The following is an 18,185-nucleotide window of genomic DNA, read 5'->3' on the forward strand; positions in this document are numbered from 1 at the left end:
GGTTTTATGAAATTTGGCATCAAATCCGTTGCGGCTGCCCTGCTGGCTGGTCTGGTTCTGGCCGGTTGCGGTCAAAAAGAAGAGAGCAAGGTTCTGAAAGTGGGCGCTATTGCCGGCCCCGAGACCGAACTGGTTGAAGTGGCTGCCAAGGTAGCCAAAGAGAAATACGGTCTGACAGTCGAGGTGGTCAACTTCTCCGACTATGTCACCCCGAACGTGGCGCTGAACGATGGCAGCATCGACGTCAACGCTTTCCAGCACAAACCCTATCTGGATGCGCAAGTACGTGATCGCGGCTTCAAGCTGGTGCCGGTTGGCAACACCTTCGTCTACCCGATTGCCGGTTACTCCAAGAAGATCAAGGCGCTGAGCGAGCTGCAAGATGGCGCTCAGATCGCGGTACCGAACGATCCAACCAACCTGGGTCGCTCCCTGATCCTGCTGGCCAAACAGGGTCTGATCACCCTGAAGGATGGCGCCGGTCTGGAAGCCACCGTGCTGGATATCGCCAGCAACCCGCGCAACTTCAAGATTGTGGAACTGGAAGCAGCCCAACTGCCGCGCTCGCTGGAAGACGTGGACTTGGCCATCATCAACAACACCTTCGCCGGCCAGATTGGTCTGACCCCGACCGAGAACGGCCTGTTTGTTGAAGACAAAGAGTCCCCGTACGTCAACCTGATCGTCGCCCGCGACAACAACAAGGATGACGAGAAGGTCAAACAGTTCGTACAAGCTTTCCAGACCGATGATGTCTACAAGAAAGGTCTCGAGCTGTTCAAAGGCGGCCTGGTAAAAGGTTGGTAATTGCTCACTCGGCAAAAAAGGCCACGCAATGCGTGGCCTTTTTTATTGGCGCCGCTATCATATCCGCGAGCACGGCAACACGAACATACTCATAACATGAAAAAATGGTATCTGGCCTACTGCAAGCCAAAAGAAGAGGCCCGCGCCCGCGCCCACCTCGATGCCCAGGGTATCGAATCCTATTACCCCATGGTGGAGATCGAGAAGCTGCGCCGGGGTAAGCGAGTTCCGGTACGGGAACCCATGTTCCCCAACTATCTGTTTATCTTCGTTGATTTGGAAGAGGTGACACCGGTCACCCTGAAATCGACCCGCGGCATCAGCAGAATCATCCACTTTGGCAGTGAATGGACCCCCATCAGCAGCAAGCTGGTCTATCAGCTGATGAGTCGCGATGACAGCGACGAGGCGAGAGCCAGCTACGTCAGCCTGCCCTGCTCGGGCGACAAGGTGCTGATTGAAGAGGGGCCGTTGGCTGGATTCGAAGCCATCTATATGGAGCCGGATGGAGAGAAACGGGCGATTTTGCTGGTCAGCCTACTCAACCGGGAGACCACAAGCAGCTTCGACAACCACACCTTCAGACGTCTGGACTAAACCCACGGGCCAGACGGCCCGGTGAATGGCAATAGCAATGGCGGGATAATCCCGCCATCTCACGCATCAAGATCAAAGCGGGCGATGACCGCCTGCAGCTTGCCGGTATCGCCAGCCAGTCTGGCTACGATCTCCTCCCCCTGCTGACTACGCTGACAGGATTGCCGACTGAGCGCGGCAATATCGTCGACCGTCCCGGATACCTCGGCGGCCACCCGCGACTGCTGCTCGGTTGCCACCGAAATGGCCTCCAGCTGGCCCGACAGCGATTGCACCAGCTCGTTCATGGCACTCAGGGTATCGGTCACCAATCCAACAGCATCCCGGCCTTGCTCTACCAACCGGGTACCGCTGCTGACGGTACTCACCGTCTGGCGAGTCTGCTGGGAGATGGCCGCAATAGTCTGGCTGATCTCGGCAGTTGATTGATGGGTGCGGGTCGCCAGCTGGCGTACCTCATCGGCTACCACCGCAAAACCGCGCCCCTGCTCGCCTGCCCGCGCCGCTTCTATCGCCGCATTGAGTGCCAGCAGATTGGTCTGCTCCGCAATGGTGGCGATCACCTCGGTGATCTGCCCCACCTGTTCACTCTGATGCTCCAACAGCCCCATGGCTTCGTTGGCCTGTCCAATCATGGCGGCAATCTGCTGCATGGTATCGCTCATTCGCGCCAGCGCGGCCTCTCCCTGACGGGTCTGCTGCCGCACCTGATGGGCTCCATCCGCCACACCGGCAATGTTGCCAGCCACATCACGAGCACTCACTGACATCTGATCGATAGCCGCCGCCACCGCATCGACCCGCTGATCCTGCTCCGTCAGATCCACCACTATGGCTCTGGTGGTGCTGCCCACATCGAGACAGGCCACCTCGACCTGCCCCACTGCGCCCTGCAACTCCCCGACCAGATGATGTAACTGGGCAGACATCCGGTTGATGGAGCCAGTCAATTCTCCCAACTCATCCTGCCCTGTGATTGGCAAGGGCTCGGCCGCCAGCCGACCATCCGCAACCTGCCCCGCCCGGGTCACCAGACAGGCAATGTCACGGGTCAGACGGCGACTAAAGAGCCATGCGACCACCATGCCAAGCATGATGGCGCTGCCGGTAGCCAACAGCAGAGTCTGGTTGATGGCCCTCCCGGCTCCGGTCATCTGCGCCGAAATCTGATCCACCTCGGCACGGGTTTTCTCCACCTGCTGGACCAGCTGCTCGCTGAGGCTGGACTGCATCGGCTCGATGTCGGTGGCCATCAGGTAGTTTGCCTGATCCCAATCCGGCGCCTGGCGTTTCTCGATCACCTGCCCCACCAACTCGGAGAAGGGGGTCGCCATCTCTTCAAACAGCTGCCAGAGGCTCTGCTGGGTGTCAGTAAAGAGCGCGGCTTGCTGTTTAACCTCAGCCACCCGCTGCTGATGAAACTGGTAGTAATCCTTATACTTGCTGCGGTATTCGGGGTCACCTGAGATGAGAAAATCCCGCAGGGCTGAGAGAGCGTTGGCGAGGCTGTTATAGGCATCCCCCACCTGTTTGAGCAGCATGCGGCGATCGCCGGAGAGTTGAGCCTGCGGAGTACCAACTTCTTCATTGGCAAAGGATTGCAGCTGATCGAGCGCAGCCTCCGCCAGCGGCCCCGCCTCCTGCAGCATCAGAGTGTGAGCGGGCAGATTCTCTTCACTCTGGGCGATGGTCCACACCTTATCCTGATTGCTTTTGAAGGTCTCGAGAGACTTGGCGAGCGCCGGACTGAAGGCCTGATGGGCGATGGCCTGCCAGGCCGACTCCCACTCCTGCTTGAGACGGGAAGCCTGAGCCGGATCCTTGCCGAGGATCAGATAGCCACGCAAGGCAGAAACGGTGGCAACCAGTGCCTTCTGGCTCGCCTCATCCCGCTGCAAAGCGGGCAGCGCCTGCTCCAGCAGGGTGTGTTGGGCCTGATTGATCTGGGTCAGCCGGTAATAGACCAGCGTAGAGGAGAGCAGGATCAGCAGGTTGATAAAACCGAAGCTGAGCAGCAACTTACTTGAGATTTTCATGAACATCCTTGTTCAAACGGAGGGATCCAGCCAACAGAATCAGATAGATATCAGTGTAGGCAATCTATCTTGCCAAGTCCGGTGCCAATTAGCCAATTCACTGCGTAATGACTTGACGGCCCACAACGTGGACAGATCGCCATGCATAGAACTACGGCACAGCAATCCAACCTCAACGTTTATACTTGCCTGCCCCTCACGGGACCAAACAAAAATGGCAGACCGGAGTCTGCCATCAATGCCAAGAAAGGGGCCATACAGGCCCCTTTCCTCAGGTTATTCGATTCCCGAGGCGGAAGCCGGTTTGATACTCCCGCTCGCGAACGAGGGCGATTTGACCCTGATATCCTTCCAGCCCGATATCCCTGAGCAGGGCGGGCGACAGATTGACCTGCACGAGACGACGCTCGACTCGGGCAATCCTTCTCTGGACCAGGGATTCAACACTGCGCAGTAAAACCAGTTCGATAGACATGACATTCTCCAGTTGAACATGCGGTTCTCCCAGAGAAAGTGGATATCACCCTGCGGGACGAACCGCGGGTGATAAAAAGACAGGGGTTACCTGTTTACGCCACGCGGTAAAAGAGCACGAGATTTCACGCCGCACGCAGTGCCGCGAGAGAATGCAATATTGAGCATCAGATGTTGCATTTTCGTCTCCTTACCGGATAAAAGTTGAACAGGTTGCAGAAGTCTAAAAAATATCCGAATTTAAAACAAGCCTCTTGCGACTCCTTTTTAAACGTTTTTACGGCATTTTATGCTGCCCGACAGGGAGCTTGGGGCATCAGATCCCCGAGAGTAGCCGGTACTCTTCCAGTACATAGGTATCCGTCATGCCGCTGACATAATCGAGCAGCAACCGCACCCGGTAATACCACTCCTGCTCGTTCTGGCAGGCAAAACGCGGATCCGGGGTGGCGATCGCCAATCGATAGGCCTTGAGATGGCGGGCCGAGAGGCGGTGATAGAGGCGGCGCGCAAAGAACAGCGCCTGGCTCCCCTCCCCGGCCAGCAGGCGGGCAAACTGTGGCGCTGGCAGCGACAACAGGCAGGCATAACTGGTCAGCACCCCGCGCAGCGCCGCATACCCCTCCAGCTCAAGCGCTTCCACCTCGGGGCGCATAAAGACCAGCTCACGGGCCACCCGCTTGAGGATATCGAGCACCCGCGCCGCCGGCGCCTGGCCATGCAGCAGCGCTTGCGGATAGGAGCCCTGCAAAATGGCCTGATGTTCGCTGACATAGCTCTGCGCCGCCAACGCCACCAGATCCCGGGTCAGCTGCTGGCGAAAATGGGGGAAAAAGCCCCGACCAGAAGCCAGCGCTTCATCCAGCAAGGTGCCCATGTAGTCACTCTGGTCAGCAGCTCGCAGCGCCGCCAGCAGTTCACCCTGAGTCAGGATCCGCCGATCTACCGCATCTTCCAGATCGGCGATGCAGTAGGAGATGTCATCAGCCGCCTCCATGATGTAAACCAGCGGATGACGGCAGCCGGGGGCTAATCCCAGGCTCTGGCCGAGGGCACTGTAGAGCGGCTGCTCGCTAAAGAAGATGCCCCGTTTGCTGCTCCAGCCATGATGCTGGCCATAGCTCACCCCGGGTTGCGGCTGCTGCGGGTATTTGCAGAGTGCCGCCAGTTGTCCGAGCGTCAGGTTGAGCTCGTGCAAGCTGTGCACCAGCCGCAGACTCTGGGCGTTGCCATCAAACAGTTGCAGATCCTGACGCAATTCAGCCCACTGGGCCGAAGGTGGCTGCGCCAGCGCCTGCTGATAGAGGGGATCGAGCATCTCGCCGAGCCACTGGCTCATCACCTGCTCGCCAAAGTGGCCAAACGGCGGGTTGCCCACGTCATGAAGCAGGCAGGACATCTCCACCAGATTGATAAAGGCCCCTTCGCAGACCGTTCCTGCTGGCAAGGCGGCCAGAATGCGGCGGCTGATCTGGCGACCGGTCTCCTGCACCTCCAGCGAGTGGGTTAGGCGGCTGCGCACCGAGGCCTTAACATCGAGCGGAAAGACCTGGGTCTTCTGCTGCAACCGGCGCACCGGTGCGGCCTGCACGATACGGGCGCGATCCTGCTCGGTCGCCTCCAGCAGATCCTCGTCCCCCCAAGGGTGGATGCGCGCAGGGGTAATCAAACGGCTATACATCTCGCGGCTCCTTGCCAGCAACTTCCATCAGACTCAAGACAACCTCCAGCCTCAAGACAGCAACCAGCGCCGCAGACGGGCGATATCGCCGGGATATTCGCGGCGCAGCGTCTCAATCCAGTCTTCCACGTTTTCCCACCAGGCGGGGTGATCCGGGCTCTGGATCAGCTGAGCCGTCTGCTGCAAACGGCGCAGGCCAATGGAGCCTGCCGCCCCTTTTATCTTGTGCGCCTCTTCCACCACGCCAGCTTGATCCTTGGCAATCATGTTGGAGTCGAGCACTGCCATGTAGTCCGGCATCATCTTCTCGAACAGATCGACGCTGGAGAGCAGCACCGGCTTGCCCACGGTATCGGCGTAATCGGTGAGGAAGGGGATATCCAGCAGGGCATCCTGATTGCCCGCATCCGCCTGCTCGTCCGCTTCATCCTCGGCCAGATCGGCAAACAGGTGACCAATCACCTCCCGCACCGCTTTGGAGCCAAGCGGCTTGTTGATCACATCCTGCATGCCGTGATCCCGGTAGTACTGGCGATCGCCGGTGGAGTTGGCGGTGAGCGCCACCATGGGTGGCAGGCTGTCGCCATAACGCTCCAGCAGGGTTTTCGCCACATCGAAGCCGGTCATGTCCGGCAGCTGGATATCGAGCAAAATGAGGTCGAAATCATCCGGGTTGGCCATCGCCAACGCTTGGGTACCATCTCGTGCCACCTGCACCTGATGACCCAGCTTGCCCAGCAGGGCGCAGGCTACTGTCACGTTAAGCTCCACATCCTCCACCAACAGGATATCGAGGGAGGGCATCTCCTCCTCCTGCTCTGGCAACACCGGCTCGGCGCAAGCCACTTCCAATTCGGCAGTAAAGCAGGAACCTTCGCCCGGATCGCTGTCCACATAGAGCTGGCCGCCCATCGCCTGCACCAGCTGACGGGAGACCGCGAGGCCAATGCCGGTGCCGGTGGCGTGCTTCTTGCCCTGCACCTGATAGTACATGGCGAAGATCTTCTCCTGCTGGGCGCGCGGGATGCCGATGCCGGTATCCTCCACCTCGAAGTGCAGGGCCAGCTTGCCCGGCTCGTCGGCGGGATGGGATAGGCAACGCACGGTGACGCCCCCCTCATCGGTAAACTTGACCGCGTTGCCCACCAGATTCCACAGCACCTGACGCAGGCGGGTGCCATCAGCCATCACGAATTGCGGCATGTCGCCATCGCGATCGAAATGGAGATAGAGCCCCTTCTGCTCCGCCTGAATGCGCGACAGGGTCTCCAGCTCATCGAGGAAGGCGGGCAGATCGATGCGGGTAGGCGCAATTTCGAGGCGACGGCGATCCAGTTTGTCCAAGTCGATGATGTCGTTGAAGATATTGCCAAGGGTTACCGCACTCAGGTGAATGGTCTTGAGCTGCTGATGCTGCTTGGGATCGAGGGGGGTATCCATCAGCATCCGGCTTAAGCCCACGATGCCATTGAGCGGGGTGCGCAACTCGTGGCTGATGGTGGAGATGAAGGTGGTCTTGTCGCGGCTCGCCTTCTCCAGCTTGTCCTGATACTGCTTGCGCTCGGTGATGTCACGGCCAAAGCCGAGCAGACCGAGTCGTTTGCCGAAGCGGTCGAAGAAGGGCACCTTGCGCAGCTCGAAGTAGGCCTTGCGGCCATCGGGATACTCCAGCCACTGCTCGTAGGTGAGCGGCTCGTTGCTAGCAAAGACCTGCTTGTCGGTCTCCACCACCTTGTTGGCGATCTCCTGCTTGTAGACATCGAACGGGGTCAGACCGATCAGCTCGGCCTCCACCTTACCGGTCAGCTCCTCCATGGCGCGGTTGCAACCGGAAAACTGCTCATCCTCGTTGCGGTAGTAGACCAGATCGGGGGAGCAGTCGATAAAGGAGCGCAGCAGGGCAGTACGCTCCCCCAGATGAAGCTGGGCTTTCTCCCGCTGGAACACCTCGTTCTCGAGATCCTCGATGGCCTGCAGACGCAGACTCTCGGCCCGGTTGGTCTCGGCAATCTGGGCGTTGAGGCGGCTGATGTTCTCCTGCAGCTGGGTATTGAGCTCCAGATCCCGCTCGCGCATATCTTGCAGCTTGCGCACCATCCGGCTCAGTCGCTGACGGGAATCCTCCAGCTGATCCACCACGATGGAGAGAAAATAGACCGCCCAGGGGGTCACCAGCAAGCCAAAAAAGACCGAGCGAACGAAGTCGATCACATCGATATTGCCGCGCAGGAACAGGGTCACCCCCATCTGGATGGCGACCGCCAGCACGATAATGCCCGCCGCCAGGAACATGCTAAAGCGCACCAGTCCCAGCTTGGTCATCAGATCGACATAATATTGCGCCCAGGATTTAATCTGTTTCATATTATTGTTTTCCCCCGATATTCGCGGTACAGAATACCAGCACAACCGAGTGAACTCTTCTTAATCTCGCACAATTAATTAACGATTCGCCGAATGAAATGAGTGGGTTAGGATAATTGGCAATATTGAGTCAGTTGCCATTAAGGTTTTTTCTTTATACTCACCGGCCGAAAAAATTCACCACCATTTAATTTAGGAGTTATCCGATGCGCAATACCACCTTGCTGGGCCTGGGCCTGCTGGTCGCAAATAGTGCTTATGCTGATTTGGGTGAAATTCCCAAGGAGTCTGGCTGGTCCGGTTTCCTGCTTGGCGGGGTCAGTGTCATCAATTACGAATCGAATTTTTATAGTGGTGATGATGAAAACCGCCGCCTAAGCGGACTGGGCAGTGCCGAGAGCAGCTCCGCCGTTGCCCCGCTGCTCAACGCCGATATCCGCTACACCTTTGCCGATACCCGCACTCAGGTCTTCCTCGGTAACCTGATCCAGGATGCCATCCGTTTCGACTTCACCCAGCAGCTCGGTATCCGTCAGGAAATGAGCGACAAGGGCATCGTAGCTGGCTCCGTGGTCTTTAATGCCATGCCGACCGAGCAGTGGAGCGATCCCTTCGCCGTAGGCGTTGATCGCCAGTCGACCGATATCAAGTCAAAAGGGGTTCGCTTCGCCTGGGACAGCATCTGGGGTAGCAACTTCAATGGCAGCCTGACCACCCGCAACATCGAGGTGGATGAGGAGCGCAGCGGCAGCCAGTATGGCGCCGATACTGCCGCCAAGCTGGATCGCAACGGCAAGATCCACGCCCTCGACCTCTCCTACAAATGGCAGCTGGCACCCGGTCAAATGCTGGAGCCAGCCTTTATCTACCGCCAAGCCGATCTGGATGGCAGCGCCCAAAGCTACAAGAGCAACGGCCTCCAGTTGACCTACGGCATGCGCGCTTCCCAGTGGTCTTTCGTCAGCAACGCCTATCTGGGCCAGACCAAATATGATGAGGCCAACCCGATCTTTGGCCAAAACGCCGACTCCGACGAGTTTGCCCTGACCGGCACCTTCTTCTGGCACCGCCTGTTTGGTATCGCGCCGCTCTCCGCAACCTTTACCGCTGGCTACGCCAAGTCCGATTCCGACATCAACTTCTACGATTCTGAATCCGTGATGTTCAACACCGGCCTGCTCTACAACTTCTAACAACGGTTGTTCGCACCGATACAACAAGGCCACCCGAAGGTGGCCTTGTTGCTATCCGGCATTTGCCTCAAATACCCAGAGAGTCGAGCAGATCGTCGTGATCGTTGGCGACCGGGGCCGCAGCCTGAGCCGGCTTGGCGGCATCCTGCTTGGCCTGGGCGATCAGCGCATCGGGATCCAGCTCTTCATGCTCCATCCCCTCATTGTGGATGCGGATGAACTCGGTTTTGTCCATCGCCAGCTCCAGATAGAAGATGTTGTTGCGGGCGGTGAAGAAGGTGACGCGGCGGGACTCCGGGCTGTCGAGATTGGTATCGACACTCAGCATCACCTGCTTGTTGAGGGCCAGCATCTTCGGCTGGTTCTGGGTGATGTGGGTCTGCAGATCCCGACCCACCTTGACGGTGAAGCTGCCGACGATCTGGTTCATCAGCTCGCCCATCACGTTGCTCACCTCATCAGAAGTGTGGGAGATGGCGAGATCCTCTTTGGAGAGTCCCATGCTCAGCATGTAGCTCTCGTACAGCTCCATGGCGGCGGCGGCGGAGAAGTTGATCACCACCAGACCGGAAAAACCGCCATCGAACAGCACGAAGCAGCCGATATCCGGCTTGAGGCAGGTCTTGCTGATCCGCTGCACCATGCCGGAAAACCGCACCTGACTCATGGTCGCGGCACTCAAAACGTCCGTCACCGAGTTGCACAGGCTGAGCAGCACATCCTCTGTGGTCAATACGGCATCGTCATCGGATCTTGTCACTATCATGGGACCTTCCTGAACATCGAAAATGGGCTTATCTATACCATAACTCTAACAGATGGCGCGGCCCGGAGACTGAAATAGCGACACGCCTCTCAGTTGACTCCGTTATCAGCAGCCACAGGGGTGAAACCGCTCAGCTTGGCGAGCCGGGCACGCCATATATCGGCCTGCTGTGCCAAAACTTGTGGCTCATAAGGCACGACCGGATGAGCACCCCAGATGGGGCCAGGCCAGGCGCGATCCGTCGCAAAGCGGGCGACATGGTGAAGGTGGAGTTGCGGCACCAGATTGCCCAGCGCTCCGATGTTGATCTTGTCCGGGCTGAGGGCCTGCTCCATGAGGGTGGCGACGGCGCAGGACTCCTGCATCAGCTGTTGCTGCTGCTCCGGCGCCAGATGGTGAATTTCCCGCAGGTTAGCCACACGCGGCACCAGAATGAGCCATGGGTACTGGCTATCTTTGGCCAGCAAGACACGGCAGAGGGGCAGATCCCCGAGCCACCGGGTATCTGTCTGCAGGCGTGAATGCAATTCAAACATGAAAACCTCGTTGAGTACGATGAACAGAGCGCCTGAAAAAGGAGTGCCCACGTTACTGCAACGGACGAAAAACTTAAAGCTGCGGCACGGCCCAACCGATAAAGCGCTTGCGAAGGGCCGGATCGGCCTTGAGGAACAGCTGCTGCAACTGCCCTTCCAGCTCGCTGGCTGCCAGTGGTTGAGCCCCACTGGAGACCGTGGCCGCTGGCGGTGCAGCAACGGCGACGGCCGTCAGCGCCGCCTTGCCACCGCTGCGGTTGTATTCCGCCAGTTTGCCGTTCCAGTCCACCCCCAGCAGGATGCCGCTGGTCACCAGCGCATCCTGCTGGATGGCAAGCGCCCGGCCACTCTCCTGCAACCCTACCAGCGGTGCCTTGGCATACGCCTGCATCCCCCGCTCGTCTCCCGGCACGCTGGCCGTCAGCTGCAAATGCTGATTGCTGCCCTGATAGCGCACCACCTGCGGCTCGGAGCGCACCTGTCGGTCATTCTCGCTGCTGCTGCGACTGGGGATAATCCCTTCGAAGCGCACCAGCAGTTGCTGCTCGCCATCTGCCAGGGTGGCATGCTGCTCATCCTGCAGGGTGCCGTTGCTCACCGCGAGGATGCGAAAATTATCCGGCACCTTCACTTCCACCACGGCCTGCGCACTGCCCGCCCCCAACGCCGCACAAAGCAACACAAACCCGGTTAACCCCTGATTACTTTTCATTTCCGCTGATCTTCCTGATGCCGATGATGGGCGCAGGGTAGCAGCCGAAGATGACAGAAAAATAACGCAGCTCAGAGCAGGTAGCGGGGTCGCTCGGCAAACCACTGGGCCAGCACCTGCTTGAACAACCGGATCTTGCGCGGCACCCGCCGCTGCTGGGCGTGCAGCACATGGAGCTGATGCAGGCCGCTCTGCCACTCGTCGAGCACGGTCACCAGCTCTCCTGCAGTTAGCTGCGATTCCACCAGCATCAGCGGGCACTTGGCATAGCCCATACCGGCGCGCGCCAATTGCAACACGGTACTGTAATGGTTGGCCCGCACCTTGCCCTGCACCAGAATGTGGGCCTCTTCACCCTCACGGATAAAGTGCCACTGCTCCCAGGCCGGATTGTGCCCCTGCAACAGGCAGCTGCGCCCGCTCAGCTCATAGGGAGTGGCAGGACGCCCCTCTCGCGCCACCAGTGCGGGGCTCGCCACCACCACATCCTTGAGCCGCCCCAGCGGCAGGGCCACCAGATTGTCCGGCACCTCGCTCATGGCGCGCAGGGCGATGTCGTTTTCTCCCTGACTCATGTCGACCATCTGGTTGGTGAAATTGAGTTCCACCTCAACCCCCGGGCAGAGCGCGGCAAAGCTGGTCAGCAGTTCGCTCACCATGCGGTCGCCAGTGCTGACCGGGCAGGTAAAGCGCAGTCGTCCGCAATCCTCTTCGGTCAGCGCCTGAATATCCTGCTCCGCCTGCCGAGCCAGCGCGAAGATCTCCCCCGCCTGCTGGTAGAGAGTCTTGCCCGCCTCGGTCAGGCTGAGGCGGCGGGTGGTGCGCTGCAACAGTTGTGCATTGAGGGAGGACTCCAGCGCGCTGACATGGCGGCTCAACATCCCCTTGCTCACTCCCAGCGTATCGGCCGCAGCCGAGAAACTGCCGCGCAGCACCACCTCGTAAAAGCTGGCCAGATGGGCGATATCCATCATTAGCTCCAATATGGAAACAATGGGTTTATTTTACGCGCTTTTTCACATTTTCTGTTGCGCTAGAATCGATACATCCCAACCAGGAGTGATGCAGATGAAAATTGTGATTGTGGGTGCCTCCGGCACCGTCGGCTCCGCGGTCAGTGAACTGCTTGCCAAAGATCATCAGGTGATCCGGGTCGGCCACAGTCGTGGCGATGCCACGGTCGACATGCGCGATCCCGCCTCCATCAAGGCGCTGTTTGCCCAAGTAGGCCAGTTTGATGCGCTGGTGGTGGCCAGCGGCAGCGTGGCCTTTAACGGCCTGACCGAGATGACCGACGAGCAGTGGCAGGTGGGACTGGAGAGCAAGCTGATGGGCCAGATCAACCTGACCCGAGCCGCCATTCCCTATCTGACTGACAAGGGTTCCATCACTTTGATCAGCGGTATTCTGAGCGAGGAGCCGATCAACTGGGGCGTGAGCGCCAGCACAGTCAACGGCGCCATCGATCACTTTGTGAAAGCGGCCGCCTGCGAGCTGCCAAGGGGCCTTCGCATCAACGTGGTGAGCCCCACTGTGCTGGAGGAGTCAATGGACAAATACGCCGACTTCTTCCCGGGCTTCGTGCCGGTGCCTGCCGCCAAGGTAGCGCACGCTTACAAGAAGTCGGTGCTGGGCATCCAGACCGGTCAGGTGTTCAGGGTCAACGGCTGATCGCCGCCCGCTAACCGCCAGACCAGCAATAAAAACGGGCCCCGAAATGGGGCCCGTCTGTTTATTTGCTTCTATCTTTCGCCACCAGCAAACGTTTGTTTCTAGGCAACAAAAAAGAGAGCAACCCTTAGTCGATCAGACCGTACTGATCGCGCAGCACCTCGATGATCTCCTGCTTGGGATTGGCAGAACGCGCCAGCTTGTGGCCGATGATCTTCTCGGCGATCCCGACATAGGTGTTGGAGATATCCATCATCACTTCGGTCGGCAGCTTGTTGTCGCGGGCCAGGGCAAAACGTTCCGGCATGCGGTTCTTGTTGAGCAGGATGTCCGGATCCGGGAAGTGGTTGAGCAGCCACTGACGGAAACCCTCTTTCGACTTCTCGACAATCTGACCGTCGCGCAGGGCCGCGCCATCCCAGATACGGGAGCTGTCGGGGGTGCCCACTTCGTCCATGTAGATCAGCTTCTCGTTGCCGGCGGCATCGTGGACGTAACCAAACTCGAACTTGGTATCGACGAAGATCTGATCCAGCCCGGCCAGCGCGTCGCTGATGACGTTGAAGCCCTCTTTGAGCAGCACTTCGTAGCGGTCGATGTCGGCCGGTTTGCTGAAGTTAAAGCCCTTATAGTGGCGCTCGATATCGGCACGGGAGACGTTGACGTCATCGGCTTCCGGCACGCCATCCAGCCCTTTCAGCACGCCCTTGGTGGAGGGAGTGATGAGGATCTCCGGCAGTTTCTGATCCTTTTTCAGCCCTTCCGGCAGGGTGATGCCGCAGAACTCGCGCTCGCCATCCTTGTAGGCACGCCACATGGAGCCGGTGATGTACTGGCGGGCAATCGCCTCGATCATCACCGGACGGGCTTTTTGCACGATCCAGACGAAGGGGTGCGGAATATCCAGAATGTGGCTGTCGGCCAGTCCCTTCTCCTTGAACAGCTTGAACCAGTGGCTGGAGATGGCGTTGAGCGCCGCCCCTTTGCCCGGTACGCCGTTCAGGCCATCCACACCTTGCCAGATGCAATCGAAGGCCGAGATGCGATCGCTGATCACCATGAGGGCGAGGGGCGCATCGGCCGGCACATCATAGCCTTTCTCTTTTATGAGCCGGGCACTGTCTTCGGGGGTCAACCAGTAGACGCTGCGCACTTTGCCGGAATGGACAGGTTTATCGGTACGGATCGGCAAATCGTCATTCACCGCCAATACTTGATCTGCAAGACTCATGGCTAATAACACTTCCTGTTTGTGGGGGGTAAACATCGCGAGTTACTCACCTGCGCGCTCTGTTTGCAACGGGCTGGCAAGGGGGCTCGCATCATCGAAAACCACTCTGAATCCCCGCGTTTTCAGGGGGATTTTGATAACAAAACAGGGGCACAAGGCCCCTGTATTTATTCTGCTTTTGCTGCTGCCTGATCGGCCAGCCCCTTGGCGAACGCCTCGGACAGGCTGATATACATCTGGGAGATAACCCCGGACGATACCGGCTTCTTGTCCTTGTCGAACAGGGTAATGGAGGTCTTGCCTCCCGCCATTTCGCCAAGCTGGAAGCGGTATTTCTCCTCCTCCAGTTTGAACGGCTCGCTCCCTTTCGCCTTCCAGAACTCGGCACTCGGCTCTTCGTACTCGACGTCGATCCAGCCCAGAGACTGCTGGGTATCCTTGATGGTGAAACCGTAAGCGGGCAGTACCTGGTTGAGGCGACGCCACACCTGATCAAAGGAGCCTTCGGCAATCCAGGCGCTCAGTTCGTTGTTGTCCAGACCCAGTTGCAGACCCATGCCATCGTTGGACTTGTGCTGCTCGCGGGCTTTCAGCTGGCTGTCGTAATAGAGCGAGAACTGGTTCAGCACTCGCGCGGCATAGCGCTGGGCATCGGCAGGGGTCAGCTTGTTGCTGGTCTCGCCGTCGATGGTCTCTTCGTGATCCAGCACCCGGACCGACATGTTGACGGCGTGGCGCTGGGCATCGTTGCGTACGGTGAACTGGTAACGCTGACGGATTTTGAAGTCTTCGTCATCTTCACCCCAGCCATCGAGGGCGACCGTGTTGTCAAACCAGCCGGTCTGCAATACGCCATCCTGCTGATCCAGCTTCTCGGTGGTGACCTTGTACTTGGCCAGGAAGTTCATCAGGAACGACCAGGTATCGCGCTCCACGCTCTGGCTGGTGCTCAGGGCATAGAAGGCAACGGTCGGTTCGGTTGCGGTCTGCACCACCTGACTGCCCGGTACCACGGTCAGCAGTTGAGCGGGTGGGCGCACATCGACCTGGGCGCCGAGGGCACCTTCACGGCTGCTCTCGGGAAGCGGCGGGATATCGTACTGGCTGTTGAAGGTGGGGGCACTCAATCCTGCGGGGATCAAGAACGCGCGGCCCTCGAGGCGGGCATCTTCATAACCGAAGTCGCGGTTGGCCATTTTGCGATCCTGGGGGGTGCTGCAACCGGCCAATACGGCCACAGTCGCAACGCTCAGCACCAGACGGGCTCTATTTCCCTTTCCATTAGATTTAAACACTCGCCATCAACTCCGCTGTGGTCAGTGCTCGCGCCATCAGCTGTTCGCCCTCGGGGGTGAGGTCAACCAGCGGCAAGCGCAAGGTGGCTGTTGCAATCAACCCCAGTTGGGCACAGGCCCATTTCACCGGGGTGGGGCTCGGTTCGCAGAACAGAGTCTTGTGCAACGGCATCAAGAGATTGTTGATGTCATGCGCCTGCCCGGCATCACCGGCCAGCGCAGCACGACACATGTCGGCCATCTGGGCCGCTGCAATATTGGTGGTGACCGAAATCACGCCATCGCCACCTTGCAGCATAAAATCACAACCAGTGGCATCGTCACCACTGTAGAGAGCAAACTCCGGCCCGCACAGCTCGCGCAGCAGCGGGGTGCGGCTCAAATCGCCAGTTGCCTCTTTCAAACCGATAATGCCGGGAACCTTGGCCAGACGGGCCACGGTCTCCGGTTTGAGATCGCAACAGGTGCGACCGGGCACATTATAAAGAATTTGGGGCAGACCACTAGCCTCGGCGATCGCACAATAGTGGCGATAGAGACCTTCCTGAGTGGGCTTGTTGTAGTAAGGAGTCACCGAGAGGCCCGCCACCACGCCGGTTTTGGCCAGTCGCTTTGCCAATTCAATGGCATGGGCAGTATTGTTGGAGCCGCAACCGGCGATGACGGGAATGCGTCCGGCGGCATACTCAACGGTCTTTTCAACGACGGCGATATGCTCCTGCTCGCTCAGGGTTACCGACTCCCCTGTGGTACCCACCGCAACAATGGCGCTGGTCCCGGCGCTGACATGATAGTCGACCAGTTTGGCCAGACTGGCCCAATCGACTTCACCTGAAGCCAGCATGGGGGTAACGAGCGCAACAATACTACCGCGTAACATGGACTTTTCTCCCGATTTTCAGGGGCGTAATGGTAAAGCTGGCCCCTTTGAAAAACAAGGGAGAGAGGGGGCAAGCCGTGATACCATCCGGAACAAAAAGCAATGGACGAAAGTCGGCAACGTCCCTCAGGGAGTGGTCATCAGGGCCGGAGGGTTGACTTGTCAGCGCGGCTTTCGCAACGAAATAACGGACGAGAGAAGATTTATGACTCACTACCTGGTCGTAACGGCCATCGGCACGGACAGGCCTGGCATCGTCAATGAAGTGACCCGCCACGTCAGTGGCTGTGGTTGCAACATTGTGGACAGCCGCCTTGGCATCTTCGGCAATGAATTTACCTTTATCATGCTGCTCTCGGGCGACTGGAACAGCATGATGCAACTCGAAATCAGCCTGCCCCTGCGTAGCCAGGAGTGGGATCTCATCACCATGATGAAACGCACCGAACGCCACCAGTCCCTGCAGTATGACATCCGCGCCAGTGCCGACCTGTTGATCCGCGACGAGCCCGGCATCGTAAGCCAGTACACCCAGTTCTTCAGCGAACATGGCTGGAACATTCAGGCGATGCAATCCATGACCCTGGAGCAGCAGCCGTTCAACCTGCTGAAGATCAGTTTTCAGCTCAATCTGGCCAGAGAGGGTGAAGTGGAAGGTTCGCAAACCGCCTTCGCCGAATTCTGTCGTCAACTGGGTGCCGAATCGTTCGAGTTTATCGTCAATCGCAAACACGCCTGAGGGCGTTTTACCCGAGGAGACCCCATGCAACCACTACAAGCTGGCAGCCCCGCCCCCGATTTCTCCCTGCCCGACCAGAATGGCAATCAGGTCAGCCTCGCTGGCCTGCGCGGCAAGAAGGTGCTGGTCTATTTCTACCCCAAGGCGATGACCCCCGGCTGCACCACCCAGGCCTGCAGCCTGCGCGATGTGAGCGCCGAGCTGGCCGCCCTCAATGTGGTGGTACTTGGCATCAGCCCGGATCCGGCCAAACGGCTGAAAAAGTTCGAAGAGCGGGACCAGCTCAACTTCACCCTGCTGGCCGATGAAGACCACGCCGTCGCGGATGCCTTTGGCGTCTGGGGCCCGAAAAAGTTCATGGGCAAGGAGTATGACGGCATTCACCGTCAGAGCTTCCTGATCGATGAAGAGGGCAAGATTGCCCACCACTTCGACAAGTTCAAAACCAGCGATCACCATCAGGTGGTACTGGATTTCCTCAAGGGATAATCCTCCCCTGCGTTATTGAAAGGCCTGCCATGCAGGCCTTTTTCGTCTGCTCAACCGCCCCTTGCCAGCGGATTTTTCTCACCAACTCCCCCGCCCAGATCAAAAAATTCATTTTATATATGGGTTAACGTGGCCCCAGAATCATCTTCCAGCGAGATATCCCATGAACATGAGCAACACTGAGCGTTTGATCCTGAGCAACCAGTACGAAATTCTGGCGAAACTCAATCCGGAGAAAGCGGACGTCTACCAGCGCGCCAGCACCATCATCGAGCGCGGCTACTGCCTGCAGATCCTCGAGCTGGAGAAGAGCTTCGGCCATCTGGATCTGGCAACCTGCCAAGAGGTGATCGATACCCTGGAGCTGCACCACGCACTGGCCATCTCATGGGGCAATCTGGATGCCGCCGATCAGGGCGAGATCAATGCCAGCCGGCTGGAGTTCAACGGCTACAGCCGCAGCCAGGAGCGTGAGCTGGCTGACTACGTCTGCTTCCTGCTGGAGGTGGACAAGCGCTTCCCCGAGCTCAAGTGCCCGTGCGACGAGCTCTCCAGCGACATCGCCATGCGCGACAAGTACCAGCGGATGCTGCAGGTGTGGCGTCAGTGTCCACGTCAGTACAAGCTCTCTATCCAGGAGATCCGCAAGGTGCTGGCGGCCTGATCCACACACCAACCGCAACAAAAAAGGCGCCACTGGCGCCTTTTTGCTCT

At 58.7% G+C, this 18,185-nt stretch carries 18 protein-coding genes; 7 read left to right on the forward strand and 11 right to left on the reverse strand.

The genetic code is table 11. From position 1 onward, the window contains the following. Positions 1 to 6: 6 nt before the first annotated feature. Both metQ and rfaH read left to right on the forward strand, forming a co-directional pair. Complete coding sequence (gene metQ / locus VF684_RS01480) at positions 7 to 807, forward strand: methionine ABC transporter substrate-binding lipoprotein MetQ (RefSeq protein WP_005339072.1); 801 nt, start codon at positions 7 to 9, stop codon at positions 805 to 807. A 96-nt stretch (positions 808 to 903) separates the two neighbouring features. Next, a complete protein-coding gene (gene rfaH, locus VF684_RS01485) occupies positions 904 to 1,404 on the forward strand; it encodes a transcription/translation regulatory transformer protein RfaH (RefSeq protein WP_376898995.1) in 501 nt (166 codons plus the stop codon). A 59-nt stretch (positions 1,405 to 1,463) separates the two neighbouring features. Here rfaH and VF684_RS01490 read toward each other — a convergent pair whose 3' ends face one another. The 4 genes from VF684_RS01490 to arcB form a co-directional block, all read right to left on the reverse strand. Further along, the gene (locus VF684_RS01490; protein WP_376898997.1) at positions 1,464 to 3,440 is read right to left on the reverse strand and encodes a HAMP domain-containing methyl-accepting chemotaxis protein; all 1,977 of its coding nucleotides are present in this window, start codon (positions 3,438 to 3,440) and stop codon (positions 1,464 to 1,466) included. 271 nt (positions 3,441 to 3,711) lie between these two features. Then, a complete protein-coding gene (locus tag VF684_RS01495) occupies positions 3,712 to 3,915 on the reverse strand; it encodes a hypothetical protein (protein WP_005349248.1) in 204 nt (67 codons plus the stop codon). A 315-nt stretch (positions 3,916 to 4,230) separates the two neighbouring features. Continuing rightward, a complete protein-coding gene (gene dgt, locus VF684_RS01500) occupies positions 4,231 to 5,595 on the reverse strand; it encodes a dGTPase (RefSeq protein ID WP_376898998.1) in 1,365 nt (454 codons plus the stop codon). 51 nt (positions 5,596 to 5,646) lie between these two features. After that, positions 5,647 to 7,959 (reverse strand): aerobic respiration two-component sensor histidine kinase ArcB, encoded by a 2,313-nt coding sequence (gene arcB / locus VF684_RS01505; RefSeq protein WP_005339096.1) that lies wholly within the window; start codon positions 7,957 to 7,959, stop codon positions 5,647 to 5,649. 206 nt (positions 7,960 to 8,165) lie between these two features. Between arcB and VF684_RS01510 the strand changes: the two genes are divergently transcribed. Continuing rightward, positions 8,166 to 9,152 (forward strand): DUF2860 family protein, encoded by a 987-nt coding sequence (locus tag VF684_RS01510; RefSeq protein WP_019446216.1) that lies wholly within the window; start codon positions 8,166 to 8,168, stop codon positions 9,150 to 9,152. Between the two features lie 67 nt (positions 9,153 to 9,219). On the opposite strand, the gene VF684_RS01515 is transcribed toward VF684_RS01510, so the two are convergent. The 4 genes from VF684_RS01515 to VF684_RS01530 all read right to left on the reverse strand — a co-directional run bounded on the left by VF684_RS01515 (position 9,220) and on the right by VF684_RS01530 (position 12,137). Further along, entirely contained in the window at positions 9,220 to 9,918 is a 699-nt protein-coding gene (locus VF684_RS01515; RefSeq protein ID WP_005339098.1) for a DUF3334 family protein, read from the reverse strand. 89 nt (positions 9,919 to 10,007) lie between these two features. After that, positions 10,008 to 10,454, reverse strand: coding sequence for an HIT domain-containing protein (locus tag VF684_RS01520; RefSeq protein WP_376899000.1), 447 nt, complete (start codon positions 10,452 to 10,454; stop codon positions 10,008 to 10,010). 73 nt (positions 10,455 to 10,527) lie between these two features. After that, positions 10,528 to 11,166 (reverse strand): DUF2057 domain-containing protein, encoded by a 639-nt coding sequence (locus tag VF684_RS01525; RefSeq protein ID WP_139440516.1) that lies wholly within the window; start codon positions 11,164 to 11,166, stop codon positions 10,528 to 10,530. A 71-nt stretch (positions 11,167 to 11,237) separates the two neighbouring features. After that, positions 11,238 to 12,137, reverse strand: coding sequence for a LysR family transcriptional regulator (locus VF684_RS01530; protein ID WP_257724794.1), 900 nt, complete (start codon positions 12,135 to 12,137; stop codon positions 11,238 to 11,240). A gap of 97 nt (positions 12,138 to 12,234) precedes the next feature. Here VF684_RS01530 and VF684_RS01535 point away from each other — a divergent pair, with 97 nt between their 5' ends. Continuing rightward, the gene (locus VF684_RS01535) at positions 12,235 to 12,837 is read left to right on the forward strand and encodes a short chain dehydrogenase (protein WP_019446220.1); all 603 of its coding nucleotides are present in this window, start codon (positions 12,235 to 12,237) and stop codon (positions 12,835 to 12,837) included. Positions 12,838 to 12,964: 127 nt separating this feature from the next. On the opposite strand, the gene VF684_RS01540 is transcribed toward VF684_RS01535, so the two are convergent. The 3 genes from VF684_RS01540 to dapA all read right to left on the reverse strand — a co-directional run bounded on the left by VF684_RS01540 (position 12,965) and on the right by dapA (position 16,243). Further along, a complete protein-coding gene (locus tag VF684_RS01540; RefSeq protein WP_040065098.1) occupies positions 12,965 to 14,068 on the reverse strand; it encodes a phosphoribosylaminoimidazolesuccinocarboxamide synthase in 1,104 nt (367 codons plus the stop codon). 167 nt (positions 14,069 to 14,235) lie between these two features. Continuing rightward, complete coding sequence (gene bamC, locus VF684_RS01545; protein ID WP_201911615.1) at positions 14,236 to 15,363, reverse strand: outer membrane protein assembly factor BamC; 1,128 nt, start codon at positions 15,361 to 15,363, stop codon at positions 14,236 to 14,238. After that, positions 15,356 to 16,243, reverse strand: a complete 888-nt coding sequence (gene dapA, locus VF684_RS01550) for a 4-hydroxy-tetrahydrodipicolinate synthase (protein WP_005349232.1) — start codon at positions 16,241 to 16,243, stop codon at positions 15,356 to 15,358. Before dapA ends, bamC begins: the two co-directional genes overlap by 8 nt. Before the next feature lie 205 nt (positions 16,244 to 16,448). On the opposite strand from dapA, the gene VF684_RS01555 reads away from it, so the two are divergent. The 3 genes from VF684_RS01555 (at position 16,449) to VF684_RS01565 (ending at position 18,135) form a co-directional block, all read left to right on the forward strand. Then, complete coding sequence (locus VF684_RS01555; protein ID WP_139440514.1) at positions 16,449 to 16,982, forward strand: glycine cleavage system protein R; 534 nt, start codon at positions 16,449 to 16,451, stop codon at positions 16,980 to 16,982. Positions 16,983 to 17,006: 24 nt separating this feature from the next. Continuing rightward, a complete protein-coding gene (gene bcp, locus VF684_RS01560; protein WP_139440513.1) occupies positions 17,007 to 17,471 on the forward strand; it encodes a thioredoxin-dependent thiol peroxidase in 465 nt (154 codons plus the stop codon). Positions 17,472 to 17,634: 163 nt separating this feature from the next. Further along, complete coding sequence (locus VF684_RS01565) at positions 17,635 to 18,135, forward strand: YfbU family protein (protein WP_005341125.1); 501 nt, start codon at positions 17,635 to 17,637, stop codon at positions 18,133 to 18,135. The last annotated feature ends 50 nt before the right edge of the window (positions 18,136 to 18,185 follow it).

This window comes from Aeromonas sp. Lyrl_2, assembly GCF_051948815.1.
In the GTDB taxonomy this organism is placed as follows: domain Bacteria; phylum Pseudomonadota; class Gammaproteobacteria; order Enterobacterales; family Aeromonadaceae; genus Aeromonas; species Aeromonas veronii.